Genomic DNA, 12,364 nt, shown 5'->3' on the forward strand with positions numbered 1-12,364 from the left:
CGGCATCGTTAAGTTGCATCGATGGCGGACCTACATGTTTAGGGTTCGTCAACCATTCTGCGGCATCGTCACGCCAATAAACTTTTCCGAGTAAAGCGCTGCCGACACACCAGCTTTCATTTGTACCCACGGTGGTCCTTAAATCGGCAACGATTCAAGGAAACATGCAGTAACAACCATCTTCGGCCGGCGGAATGACTCGCGCCGGATAGCCCCACGACGGTACGCCAGGAGCCATGATGACTTCCTGTCCATGCAACAGGAGTATCACCCATGGAACGCTCGCCGATCCTCTCGCGAATCAGCACCAAGCTCGCCCTTGTGTCCGGGGCAGGCATCTTCCTGATGCTGGCCGTCACTGTGACTGGTTGGTTCATCGATCGGTCCGTCGACGAAGCAATCTCCTGGGGCCAGACCCAAACGGGGGTTTCCCGCGATCTGGTAGATGCCAAGTCCTCGGCGCGAGGCATGCAGATCGCCGCCCGCGACATGCTTCTTGCCCAATCGCCGAAGGAACTCGAAGAGGCCGTTGCTTCCTTGAACGCGCGACACAACTCGGCTGTGAAATATCTCGACCTGGCCTTCGCGCCGCTGGTGATCGAGAAAAACAAGCAGCGGGTCATCACCATCAAGAGACTTGTCGACGATTACTACATCGCCGCGGGAAATCTCGAGAATCGGCTCGAGGCGAAGGCGGACGATCAAGTCGCGCTGCTCGTTGGGCAAATGCACAAGATTGCCGGCGAAATGGCGCCTCTGATCGATGAGGGCGTCGACGTTGCCAAAGGCATTGCCGCTGAGACCGTACAAGAGCGGCAGGAAACCCAGCAATTTGCGCATATCATCGACTACAGCATGGCAGTGACCATGGTTCTACTTCTGATCGCCTCCGCCGTGTTTGGCGCGCGGGCGATCGCCAGGCCAATAGCCAGGTTGACCGACAATATGAGCGTTCTCGCCTCGGGCGACCTGAATGTCATGGTACCCTTCACCGAGCGCCGCGACGAGATCGGCGAAATGGCCCGGGCCGTCGGGGTGTTCAAAGAGAACGGAATCAAGGTTCGCGAGCTGAACGCCCAGGAAGCGGCGCTGCAGGCGAAGAGCGCCGACCTGCAGTCGAGCATCGGCGAGGTGGTGTCAGCGGCGGTTGCCGGCGATTTCACCCAGCGGATCAGCAAGCGCTACGACAATGCCGACCTCGACCGCTTCGCGGCCAGCGTCAACGAGCTCGTCGCTTCGGTCGACCGCGGCGTCGCCGAGACCCGCCGGGTGATCTCGGCACTGGCCGAGGGTGATCTGACCGAGACGATGCGCGGCGAGTTCCAGGGCGCCTTCGGCGAACTCAAGGACAACGTCAATCAGACGATGACGAACCTGCGCTCGGTGCTCGGCGAGGTGCGCGGCGCGATCGACACGATCAATGGCGGCGCCGGCGAGATGCGCATCGCCTCCGGGGACCTGTCGAAGCGCACCGAGCAGCAGGCCGCCTCGCTCGAGGAGACCTCCTCGGCGCTCGAGGAGATCACCGCGGCGGTGAAGAGCTCGACCGAGCGGGCGCTGGAGGCCAGCCACATGGTCGACGAGGCGCGGAAAAGCACCGAGCAGTCGAGCGCCGTCGTCAAGGACGCGGTGTCGGCGATGGGCCGGATCGAGGAGGCCTCCGGCGAGATCGGCCAGATCATCAACGTCATCGACGAGATCGCCTTCCAGACCAACCTCCTGGCGCTCAACGCCGGCGTCGAGGCGGCCCGCGCCGGCGAGGCCGGCAAGGGCTTCGCCGTCGTCGCCCAGGAGGTGCGCGAGCTGGCGCAGCGCTCCGCCAACGCCGCGAAGGACATCAAGGCGCTGATCTCGCGTTCCGGCGAGGAGGTCGGCGCCGGCGTCAAGCTGGTGACGGCGACCGGCGAGGCGCTGTCGCTGATCCAGGGCCACGTCGTCAAGATCAACGAGCACGTGCATTCGATCGCCACCGCGGCGAAGGAGCAGTCGACCGGCCTGTCGGAGGTCTCGACGGCGGTCAACCAGATGGACCAGGTGACGCAGCAGAACGCGGCGATGGTCGAGGAATCGACGGCGGCCACCAACCGGCTGGCCGACGAGGCGGCCAATCTCGCCCGGCTGATCGGCCGCTTCCGGCTCGAGGCCGGGGCGGCGGCAGCGCGCATCGCCGGCCACGACAGCAAACCGGCGGCGTCTCCGGCCCGGGCGCTCGGCGGCAGGCTCGCCAAGGCTTTCGGCGGCCGGACCGCGACGGCGGCCGGCGCGGATTGGGAGGAGTTCTGACGGGCCTAATCCGGTTCTTCGTGCTGTGCGTCTGTAGGGACGCACAGCGCTGTAGCGGATGCAAACAGGAAGCGCTCGATCCTCGGAGGGCGCGGCGCCGCTGCGCCGTCGATTTTTCAGGCATCCGAAAGCGGCAGTCTCCTTCTTGCCTCGGAAGGCGGGCAACCATAGCTCTTCCGGTAGTCGTTCGCAAAACGGCCCATATGCCTGAAGCCCCATTTGCGGGCGATCTCCGCCACCGAGAGCCTTTGGTCAGCATTCAGGAGGTCGCGATGGGCGGCCTCCATTCGCAGCTGGGCGAGGTAGCTGATCGGCGACGCTCCCTTGAACCGCTTGAAGCCCTCTTGCAGCGACCGGACGCCGATGCCAGCCGCCTCGGCGATGTCGGTCATCGAAATTGGCGCAGAGAGATTGGCGTGCATGAAATCGACCGCACGTTTCACGTGCCTCGGGGACGGCAGCCATTCGCCCTCGGTCAAAGCCGCGGAAAACCGATGCGGTACCGTATCGACAAGCAGATTGACGATACCCTCGGAGAGATGGGAAAGCGTGCTGGGCAACTCCTGGATCTCGGCGTTGTCGCCCAGGCAAGTCGCCATGATCTGCGACAGCTTGAAGAGGATCTCGCCGGCGCCGGTTGTTAGGTCCAGTTCGGGCGTGAAATCGATCGAGCCATGGACCGGCCGCTCCAAGGCGGCGCTGAGGTGGCGAAAAATCTCCCCCTGGTCGATGACAAATGACAGGTGGCTGCGCGCCTCCTCGATCTGTAGTTCCGACAGCCGGTTGCCGTCTAGGATCGCCGCCTTGCCGGGTATGGAAATCAAGCTGTCGTCGCGTCCGATCCTCACGCGCGCAGCGCCGTGAAGGGGGAGCAGCACCAGGAGCTTAGGCACTTCGCCCTTCTGGCCGATACTCAGACTGCCCTGCGACGTCGCGCGGCTGAAGGCAACGCGTCCGGCGGCGATGAACTCGTAGCGATAGGACAGAGCCGTGTTCAGCGGCTTCTGTACCCGCACGGGTCCGATGCAGCGCGTCAAAACATCCGAGACCTCTTCGGCGTCATCGCCGAGATACGAGAATTTCATCCCTGTCGTTCCCCTGCATCGCAAATTCCCATAGAGGAATGAGCCCCTGGCAGCTCGGCGCACCCTCCCTTCGCACCTCTCCGTGTTCCTGGAGCGCGGTGGTCCGCGGATGTGACGATCGCAGCGCTGCGTCCGGCCGCGATCGACCTGCTTGCTTCATACAACATCGGGATCGGCGTCTTGGGGTGACGAACGGGTCGCATATCGGTGGATAGATCGCCCTCAAGATGCAACCTCTGCCATGTCTAACGACTGGACACTACCGTCCGAGCCGTCGGCAAGACCAGTTAAATTGCTGTAACATTCAGACCGCTCTTGAAATCCCTCGGAGGCACTACTCACGACTTTTGTGGGCAATAAATGTGAATGGCATACGAAGCACTTCGGTGAATGCCGTAGCCTTGCGGTGAAGGGCTTCGTAGAATGGCGGGACAGAAAGGTCGGCAAGAATGAGCACGACCAGCGCGCGCTTCTCCGATGCAAGCCCAAGGGAGGGCACGATCCGCCTCTTCCTCTGCGGTGACGTGATGACCGGACGGGGAATCGATCAGGTCCTGCCGGCGCCCTGCGATCCGATATTGTACGAGGGCCATGTTCGCTCGGCGCGCGATTATGTCCATCTGGCGGAGAAGGCAAATGGCCCGATATCTGCACCGATGGAACCGGCCCTGGTCTGGGGCATGGCGCTTGATGAATGCGATCGCGCGCGGCCGCACCTGCGGATTATCAATCTCGAAACGGCGATCACCCGGAGCGGCGATCACGTTCCAAAGGGCATCAACTATCGGATGAGCCCGGAAAACGCCTCCTGCCTTGCTGCTTTTGGCGTCGATTGTTGCGTGCTCGCCAACAACCACATCCTGGATTGGGGGCCTGCCGGCCTTTTCGACACGCTGACAACGCTGGACCGCCTACGGCTTGTGGCGGCCGGTGCCGGACGCGACGCGGACGAGGCCGGCGAGCCCGCGGTCTTGGATGTGCGTGCCGAGGGGCGCGTGCTGCTATTCGCGTTCGCGACCCCGACAAGCGGAGTGCCGCCAAGCTGGGCGGCCGAGGAGGGCAGGCCAGGCGTGAACTTTCTGCCGTCTCTCGATCCCGTTCGCGCAAGTTGCCTCGCCGAACATATCCGCAACACGAAGCGGCCGCAGGACATCGTCGTCGTGTCGGTCCACTGGGGCCCCAACTGGGGCTATGAAGTGCCCGCCGCACAGCGACGATTCGCGCACGCGCTCATCGACGAAGCAGATGTCTCGATCGTCCACGGACATTCCTCGCATCACCCGAAGGCGATCGAAGTCTACCGCAACCGTCTGATCCTCTATGGATGCGGCGATTTCATCAACGACTATGAGGGCATCTCCGGCTATGCGGAATTCAGGAGCGATCTGCGTCTGATGTACTTCGCCGACATAGATCGGGCAAATGGAGATCTTTCAGCCCTGAATATCGTGCCGTTGCGGGCGCACCGCTTCAGCCTTGTCTGTCCCTCCGGAAGGGACCTCGAATGGGTGAGCGAAATGCTCGCCCGCGAGAGCCGTCGGTTCGGGACGGTCCTGGAACGGGGACCGGACGGGCGGCTCAACTTACGGTGATCGCGGTCACCGGCTGGAACGCGAAGCGGCTGGCGCCGTTATGCCTGCTGCAGCAGTGCCCCGGTTATCGGCCACGTCGAATGAAATTGAACTGGAAGGGAGGCAAGGCCCGTGCGTTTCTCGAATCGCTCGGAGGCGGGAATGGAATTGGCGAAGGCGCTGGACTCCTATCGTGGGCAGGATGCCGTCGTGCTTGCGCTGCCCCGCGGAGGCGTGCCCGTCGCGGTGGAGGTTGCACGCCACCTCGCGGCCCCCGTGGACCTGCTGCTCGTGCGCAAGATCGGCGTGCCATGGCAGCCTGAACTCGCGATGGGCGCCGTCATCGACGGCAGCCAGCCGGCGGTCGTCCGCAACGAGGAGACTATCCGTCTTGCCGGGATTTCGGACGGCCAATTCGATGCCATCTGCCAAAAAGAGCTGGCCGAGATCGAACGCCGCCGCCGCAGATATTTCGCCGGTCGCGCGCCGCTGGAGATTGCCGGGCGCATTGCCATCGTCGTCGATGATGGGATCGCGACGGGGGCGACAGTGCGGGCGGCCGTCACCGGGCTCAAGACGCGGAAGCCTGCAAAAATCGTCGTGGCGGTGCCCGTCGCACCGCCGAGCGCCATCGCTGAACTGGAGAAGGAGGCTGACGAAGTCGTATGCCCGCTTCGGCCGCGCATGTTGGGTGCCATCGGCTACTTCTATCGTGATTTTGAACAGCTGAGCGATGAGGAGGTTATTCGGCTGCTCGCCACTTAACGCGCCTGACAGCGGCGGTGGATTGGGCGGCTCAGGCACAACCGGTTTCAATTCCTCGTGAGTTGTTGGCGCGGGTGGTGACTTCACCGCCCCCTCGCACTACTGCATGTCTTTGTCCTTAAATCGACCTCGATTTAAGGACAAAGACATGCAGAATTTCAAAGTGCTACAGCGACCTTTGCGCGTCTGATAAGACGCGCGGCGCTGTAGGTCGAGGACATGATCAGGTTTATGGCAATCGTCCTATCGCTCTTGCTGTCGCTTTCCTCCGCCGCGGCCGCGCAGTCTCCTGGCGTTCCGGAACTCTTGAAGGGGATTGCCGATCGGGACGACCTGAAGTCCCTCAAAACCGTCATAGTCGCTCGCGACGGTGAGACAATCGCCGAGCAGGGGTATCGCGGCCACTCGCCCGGCGAGTCGACCAACATCAAATCCGCATCGAAATCGATCATATCGGCGCTCGTCGGGATAGCTATCGACAAGGGCCTCCTCGAAGGGCCGCAGCAGAAGATCGCGCCGCTTCTGAAGGAGGATCTGCCCTCGCCGGCGGACCCGCGGATCAACGACATCACGATCGCCAACCTGCTCTCGATGCAGGCCGGACTTGGCCGCCTGTCGGGGCCGAACTACGGCCGTTGGGTGTCGAGCCGCAACTGGGTTCGTTTCGCGCTCGCGCAGCCTTTCGCCGACGATCCGGGCGGCCGCATGCTCTATTCGACAGCGTCCACGCACCTGCTTTCGGCGATCCTGACAAAAGCCGCGGGCAAGTCGACGCTCGCTCTCGCGCGCGATTGGCTCGGCCCTGTTCAGGGGTTCAGGATCGGTGCCTGGGAACGCGATCCTCAGGGCATCTATCTCGGTGGCAATCAGATGGCCATGAGCGCAAAATCGCTGCTCGCTTTCGGCGAACTATACCGCCGGGGCGGCCGGACGATCGATGGACGTCAAATCGTCCCGGCGGACTGGATCGATCTTTCGTGGCGACCGCACACGAACTCCTACTTTTCGGGTGACGCTTATGGCTATGGCTGGTTCGCCCGGCAGATCGCCGGCGAGACCGTCCATTTTGCCTGGGGCTACGGCGGCCAGATGCTCTACATCGTCCCGGCGCTGAAGCTCACCGTCGTGATGACTTCCGAGGAGAGCGGCCCTTCGGCGCGCAACGGATACCGCGACGCATTGCACGGCGTTCTGGCGGACATCGTCGGCGCGGTCAAAACGCGATAAAGCCAAGCTGCGGCGAGCCGGCATCAGGTGACGTCGGATCACAAGAGAGCACAAGAGGCTGTCGCGAAAGGCTGAAATGGGCCTTTCGCGATTGCCCCGGCGTAGCCGCCCAAAGCATCAGGCAGTCGGCTGCTTGGTCTTCCTGAGATAGGGAAGAACGGTATCGAAGGAGCCGAAGCGCTGGATGGCGTCCTCGTTGGACACCGCGGCGGTGATGATCACATCCTCGCCCTGCTTCCAGTTTGCCGGCGTCGCCACCAGATGCTTGGCGGTGAGCTGGATGGAATCGATGGCGCGCAGGATCTCGTCGAAGTTGCGTCCTGTGGTCATCGGATAGGTAAGGATCAGCTTGATCTTCTTGTCAGGTCCGATGACATAGACCGAGCGCACGGTGGCGTTGTCGGCCGGGGTGCGGCCCTCGGAGGTGTCGCCGGCGCCGGCCGGCAGCATGTCGTAGAGCTTGGCTACCTTCAGATCACGGTCGCCGATCAACGGATATTCGACATCGAAGCCGGTCGCGACCTTGATGTCGTTCTTCCATTTGGCGTGGCTTTCGACGGGATCGACGGAAATGCCGATGATCTTGACGCCGCGCTTGCGGAATTCGCCTTCGATCCCGGCCATGGCGCCGAGTTCAGTCGTGCAGACGGGCGTGAAGTTCTTCGGATGCGAGAAGAGGACTGCCCAGCCATCGCCGATCCATTGATGGAAATTGACGGTGCCTTGCGTCGTTTCGGCGGTGAAATCGGGGGCGGTTTCGTTGATGCGGAGGCTCATGGCTTGCTCCTTTCGGGTCGCGGGAATGGCCCACAGAATAGCGCAATCAACGGAGTTTTCGAGGAGGAAACGCGCGGTCGGCGGCGTCAAGGGAAATAGCCGCAGCGCGTTTTTGCAGGTTCGGAGAAAAAACTTCCTCAACCAGATTTCGGTCTTCGACCGCGGGAATCGGTGGTCGATGGCAACGTTGACACCGCAGCACTGCTGCCGCATAGAATGCCGCCATTCCGAGGGGAGCCCCAAGGCGGTGCTGAGACGGCGGTGAGCCGGACCCTTGAACCTGATCCGGGTCATGCCGGCGTAGGAACGGAAAGAGGCTGCCCTCGCCCGCGTCGTCGCTTCCACCTGGATCTCCGTGATATCGTCAGGAGATCGACCAATGCCGCTTCTTCCGTCCTTCCCGCCGATCGCGCTCACCATTGCCGGCTCGGATTCGGGCGGCGGGGCCGGTATTCAGGCTGATCTCAAGACTTTTTCGGCCCTCGGCGTCTACGGCGCCAGCGTCGTGACGGCGATCACGGCGCAGAATACGAAGGGCGTGATCGCCGTCGAGGACGTCTCGCCGAGGATCGTTGCCGCGCAGATCGATGCGGTCTTTTCTGATCTCGATGTGATGGCGGTCAAGGTCGGCATGGTCTCGCGCCGGGAAACGATCATCGTCATTGCCGAAGGCTTGCGCCGCTTCGAGAGGCGCGCGGTCGTCGATCCAGTCATGGTGGCGACCTCCGGCGACCCGTTGCTGCAGCCGGATGCCATGGCCGCACTGACGCATGAGCTTCTGCCTTTGACCATCGTCGTCACACCCAATCTGCCGGAAGCGGCACTTCTCACGGGCCGGGCGATTGCCGAGGACGAAGCCGAGATGGCCCGCCAGGCCGAATTGCTCATGAGAACGGGTGCGCGCTCGGTATTGATCAAGGGAGGGCACCTGCGGGGCAGCGATGCCACCGATCTGCTTTTCGATGGCGATCGGCTCGTCCGGTTCCCGGCGAGGCGGGTCGAGACGCGCAACGATCATGGCACCGGCTGCACGCTTTCTGCGGCCATTGCGGCCGGTCTTACCAAGGGGCAGTCGGTCCCCGAGGCCGCAGGCGCCGCGAAGGCCTATCTGCACGAGGCGATATCCGCTGCCGACAGGCTGAAGGTGGGAGAGGGGCGGGGACCGGTACACCATTTCCACGCATGGTGGCCTCGCTGAGGCGGTCTTTCTCCCTCGCTCACCAACGTTGACCGCCTGGTTCGCCGGTCAGGCGGCGCTGTGCCGGTCTTCCGTGATGCCCTGCTCGATATAGTACTTGCCGTAGCGGTGCCGGTACTTCTCCGCTCCGTCGAAGTCGCTGTATTTCTCGAGTTCGTCCATATCGGTCTTGTTAAGGATCACGCCGAGAACCTTCGCATCGATCTGCGGCTCGGAATTGAGGAGGTCCCGTACAAGCCTCGATGGTGTCCGGCCCCATTCCACGACGAAGAGGACGCCGTCGGCGAGCGGCGTGAAGGCCTTCGCGTCTACCACGGGAGCAAGGGCGGCGAGATCGACCACGACGTAGTCGAAGGAATTGCGGGCGTTCTCGATCAGCCCCGCCATGGCGGGGGAGGCGAGCAATTCGTTGCTCTGGTGCCTCCGGTCTGTCGCCCCGCCACCGGCCGGCAGGATTGCGAGCTTCGTGCGCTGGTCGACCTTGATGCCGGCAGGCCAGGTTGCTTCTCCCGTGAGCGTCTCGACCAACCCCGTGCGCGGGGCGGGCGTGATCATCTGGGTGAGCCCCGGCTTGCGGATGTCGGCGTCGATCAACAGCGTCCGCTTGCCGCTCGAGGCAAGAAGCGCCGCGAAATTTGCCGCGACGATCGACTTGCCCTCGTCCGGAAGGGCGGAGACGATCGCGATGACGCGGCTCTCGTTTCCGGGCAGCATGTGGTCGCAGGCGAGCTTGGCATTGCGGAACGTTTCAGCGAAGGCGGAGCGCGGTGCGTCGAGCACGATGCGCGAAAGGCGCTGGAAAGGAGTGGCGGCATGGGACGGGTCGTGCGGCTGCCGATCCGATCCGAAACGGGCCCGCACGAGCTCGCTCGTTTTCTTCGGCCGTGAGCCGATCAGCGGAACATAGCCGAGCGAGCGGTGGCCGAGGACCGAGCGCACTTCGCCTTCAAGCCGGAAGGTTCGCTCCCGGAATTCGAGAAATGCGGCATAGGCGCCGCCGAACATCAAGCCGAGCACGGCCGAAAGCGCCAAGGTCATCGTCTTCTTGGGGCTCGACGGCGCCGTCGGAACGCCGGCCTCGGAGATGACACGCGCCTTGGCGATCGGGAAGGAACGCTGCTGCGTCGCCTGCTCGTAGCGGCCGAGGTAGGATTCATAGAGGGTCTTCAGCGCCGCCGCCTTCTGCTCCAGTTCGCGCAACTGCACGAGCGACTTGCTGGCATCCGAATTCTTCCCGGCAATCCCTTCGATGCTCTTGCGCAGCGAGGCTTCGCGCGAACGCGCGACTTCGAATTCGTTCTTGTAGCTTGCCGTCAGTTGCTGCAGTTCCTGATAGATCTGCCGGCCGATATCGGCCTGCTCGGCGCGGAGCGAGACCGCCTGCGGGTGGTCCTCGCCGAAATTCTGGGCGACCTCCTGCTCGCGCTTGCCGACGGCGAGATAGCGGGTGCGGAGGTCCCGGATCACCGAATTGTCGCCCTCCTTGGGAGAGATGGTCGCATTGTTGACGGCGGTTTCCGGCCCTTGATCGATGATCGACTTGAACTGCTCGTAGCGTGCCGAGGCGCTGGCCGTGTCCGCCTGGGCGACGATCAATTGACTGTTGAGATCGGAGAGCTGCTGCTCGGACATCAGTTCGCCGCGGGCCGCGGTCAGGCCGTTCTCGCTGCGGAACTGTTCGACCTCGAGGGCGGCCGCCTGCGAGCGCTGCCGCAGATCGGCAAGCCGCTCCTGCAGCCACACCGAGGCCCGTTCCGTCGCCTCGAAATTGGCGTTCAACTGGTCCGTCAGATAGGCGTCGGCATAAGTCCTGACCACATTTGCAGCAAGCTGCTGATCGCTCGCGCGGTAGGATAGGGCAATCACGGAACTGCGGCCGACGCGTTCCACATAGAGCGACTGCTGCAGGAGGGCGGCAGCCTTCAGCCGGCGACCGTTGCGCGCCGCTTCCTCGGAGACGCCCGGCCCGCCGGAAAACAGACCCGTTGCCGTCTTCAACCAGTCCTTGACGACTGTGACGGGCGAGCGCGGCGGATTGAGGAGGGTGTCGTTCTCGGAGAGATTGAGCTTGTCGGTCACGCGCAAGGCCAACTCCCCGGACTTCAGGATCTCGACCGCGCTGGCAATCTGCGTGTCGAGCATCTGGCTGTTGGTCGGCACCGGTTCTTCCTCGGCATATTTCGACAGATTGTCGTCGAGGAGGATCTGTGTGAGCGACGTGTAGAATGGTGTCGCGAACAACAGATAGGCGGCCCCCAGCAGGATGAAGAGCACCACGAAAGCCGCCACGAGCCTTGCCCGGCGGACGACGACGGCCACCAGACGGTCGAGATCGATAAAGCCGTCTGACTGATCGTCGCGAGGCACGATGCTCAAGGGTACGCTTCTCTGTTTCACGGGGGCCGTTCTGTTCATCTTCTTCTCCGGTCCTCCTGCATGCTTTCTTGAAAACATGCAGTATTCCAATGTGCTACAGCGGCTTCGCGCGCCTCATAAGACGCGCGGCGCTGTGGTCCCGGCGGTCTGGTTCAGCCGCCGGAGCTTTGCGCTTATGCCGCCCGGATGCGGCTTTCGTGAGACGAGACGATCTCGCGAACGGATTCGAGCACGAGGTCGCCGATATCCGCGCGTGCGAGCGCAAAGGCAACATTGGCCTCGATGAAGCCCTGTTTCGAACCGCAGTCGAAGGTGCGGCCTTCATAGGGATGGGCGTGGAAGGACTGGGCCGCCGAAAGCGTCAGCATGCCGTCGGTCAGCTGGATCTCGTTGCCGGCACCGCGTGACTGGTGGGCGAGAATGGAGAAGATCTCCGGCTGCAGGATATAGCGGCCATTGAGATAATAGTTTGACGGCGCCTGACCCGTCGGCGGCTTTTCGACCATCTGCGTCACCGAGAAGCCGTGCCGCACCGTTTCGCCCTTCCCGACGATGCCGTATTTCGAGGCCTCTTCGGGTGCGCATTGCTCGACGGCGACAACATTGCCGCCGACCTCGCGATAGAGGTCCATGAGCCCGGCCATGCAGCCGCGCGCCCCGAAGGACACCATGTCCGGCAGCAGCAGAGCGAAGGGCTCGTCGCCGATCAGGTCACGCGCGCACCAGACCGCGTGCCCGAGGCCGAGCGGCGCCTGCTGGCGCGTGAAGCTGACCGAGCCGGCCGCCGGCAACATGGCTTCGAGTTCGGAGATCTGCGCATTCTTGCCCGAGCGCGACAGCGACGAGATGAGCTCGGGCGTGTCGTCGAAATGGTCCTCGATAACCTGCTTGTTGCGGCTGGTGACGAAGACGATGTGCTCGATGCCGGCCTGGCGCGCCTCGTCGACCGCATATTGGACGACGGGCCGGTCGACGATCGTCAACATTTCCTTCGGCACGGCCTTTGTGGCGGGAAGGAACCTCGTTCCGTTCCCGGCAACGGGGATCACTGCTTTCCTGACGGTCCTGATGCGGTCCATTTT

The 12,364-nt window shown here is 63.2% G+C and carries 9 protein-coding genes and 1 riboswitch; of the genes, 5 read left to right on the forward strand and 4 right to left on the reverse strand.

Going from position 1 to position 12,364, the window contains the following annotated elements; genetic code table 11:
• Nucleotides 1-273 precede the first annotated feature (273 nt).
• Nucleotides 274-2,283, forward strand: a complete 2,010-nt coding sequence (locus AU381_RS12235) for a methyl-accepting chemotaxis protein (RefSeq protein ID WP_064242043.1) — start codon at nt 274-276, stop codon at nt 2,281-2,283.
• A gap of 116 nt (nt 2,284-2,399) precedes the next feature.
• Here AU381_RS12235 and AU381_RS12240 read toward each other — a convergent pair whose 3' ends face one another.
• Nucleotides 2,400-3,368 (reverse strand): AraC family transcriptional regulator, encoded by a 969-nt coding sequence (locus tag AU381_RS12240; RefSeq protein ID WP_064242044.1) that lies wholly within the window; start codon nt 3,366-3,368, stop codon nt 2,400-2,402.
• 449 nt (nt 3,369-3,817) lie between these two features.
• On the opposite strand from AU381_RS12240, the gene AU381_RS12245 reads away from it, so the two are divergent.
• The 3 genes from AU381_RS12245 to AU381_RS12255 all read left to right on the forward strand — a co-directional run bounded on the left by AU381_RS12245 (nt 3,818) and on the right by AU381_RS12255 (nt 6,931).
• A complete protein-coding gene (locus tag AU381_RS12245) occupies nt 3,818-4,960 on the forward strand; it encodes a CapA family protein (RefSeq protein WP_064242045.1) in 1,143 nt (380 codons plus the stop codon).
• A 111-nt stretch (nt 4,961-5,071) separates the two neighbouring features.
• On the forward strand, nt 5,072-5,704 hold the full coding sequence (locus AU381_RS12250) for a phosphoribosyltransferase (RefSeq protein WP_064242046.1): 633 nt from the start codon (nt 5,072-5,074) through the stop codon (nt 5,702-5,704).
• Nucleotides 5,705-5,923: 219 nt separating this feature from the next.
• Complete coding sequence (locus tag AU381_RS12255; protein ID WP_064242047.1) at nt 5,924-6,931, forward strand: serine hydrolase domain-containing protein; 1,008 nt, start codon at nt 5,924-5,926, stop codon at nt 6,929-6,931.
• Nucleotides 6,932-7,048: 117 nt separating this feature from the next.
• On the opposite strand, the gene AU381_RS12260 is transcribed toward AU381_RS12255, so the two are convergent.
• On the reverse strand, nt 7,049-7,708 hold the full coding sequence (locus AU381_RS12260) for a peroxiredoxin (RefSeq protein WP_064242275.1): 660 nt from the start codon (nt 7,706-7,708) through the stop codon (nt 7,049-7,051).
• Nucleotides 7,709-7,928: 220 nt separating this feature from the next.
• A riboswitch (TPP riboswitch) is annotated at nt 7,929-8,032 on the forward strand.
• 55 nt (nt 8,033-8,087) lie between these two features.
• Here AU381_RS12260 and thiD point away from each other — a divergent pair.
• Nucleotides 8,088-8,906 carry a bifunctional hydroxymethylpyrimidine kinase/phosphomethylpyrimidine kinase gene (gene thiD / locus AU381_RS12265; RefSeq protein ID WP_064242048.1) on the forward strand — a complete coding sequence of 273 codons (819 nt, stop codon included), beginning with the start codon at nt 8,088-8,090 and terminating at the stop codon, nt 8,904-8,906.
• Between the two features lie 48 nt (nt 8,907-8,954).
• Here the strand turns inward: thiD and AU381_RS12270 are convergent, their stop codons facing one another.
• Complete coding sequence (locus AU381_RS12270; protein ID WP_064242049.1) at nt 8,955-11,321, reverse strand: polysaccharide biosynthesis tyrosine autokinase; 2,367 nt, start codon at nt 11,319-11,321, stop codon at nt 8,955-8,957.
• A gap of 134 nt (nt 11,322-11,455) precedes the next feature.
• Complete coding sequence (locus tag AU381_RS12275) at nt 11,456-12,361, reverse strand: UTP--glucose-1-phosphate uridylyltransferase (protein ID WP_064242050.1); 906 nt, start codon at nt 12,359-12,361, stop codon at nt 11,456-11,458.
• Nucleotides 12,362-12,364: the final 3 nt, after the last annotated feature.

Origin of the sequence: Sinorhizobium glycinis, from assembly GCF_001651865.1 — a bacterium.
Classification (GTDB): Bacteria; Pseudomonadota; Alphaproteobacteria; order Rhizobiales; family Rhizobiaceae; genus Sinorhizobium; species Sinorhizobium glycinis.

Coding starts and splice junctions, on each gene's coding strand:
- AU381_RS12235 (WP_064242043.1), top strand. CDS start 274: ATGGAACGCTCGCCGATCCTCTCGCGAATCAGCACCAAGCTCGCCCTT.
- AU381_RS12240 (WP_064242044.1), bottom strand. CDS start 3,368: ATGAAATTCTCGTATCTCGGCGATGACGCCGAAGAGGTCTCGGATGTT.
- AU381_RS12245 (WP_064242045.1), top strand. CDS start 3,818: ATGAGCACGACCAGCGCGCGCTTCTCCGATGCAAGCCCAAGGGAGGGC.
- AU381_RS12255 (WP_064242047.1), top strand. CDS start 5,924: ATGATCAGGTTTATGGCAATCGTCCTATCGCTCTTGCTGTCGCTTTCC.
- AU381_RS12260 (WP_064242275.1), bottom strand. CDS start 7,708: ATGAGCCTCCGCATCAACGAAACCGCCCCCGATTTCACCGCCGAAACG.
- thiD (WP_064242048.1), top strand. CDS start 8,088: ATGCCGCTTCTTCCGTCCTTCCCGCCGATCGCGCTCACCATTGCCGGC.
- AU381_RS12270 (WP_064242049.1), bottom strand. CDS start 11,321: ATGAACAGAACGGCCCCCGTGAAACAGAGAAGCGTACCCTTGAGCATC.
- AU381_RS12275 (WP_064242050.1), bottom strand. CDS start 12,361: ATGGACCGCATCAGGACCGTCAGGAAAGCAGTGATCCCCGTTGCCGGG.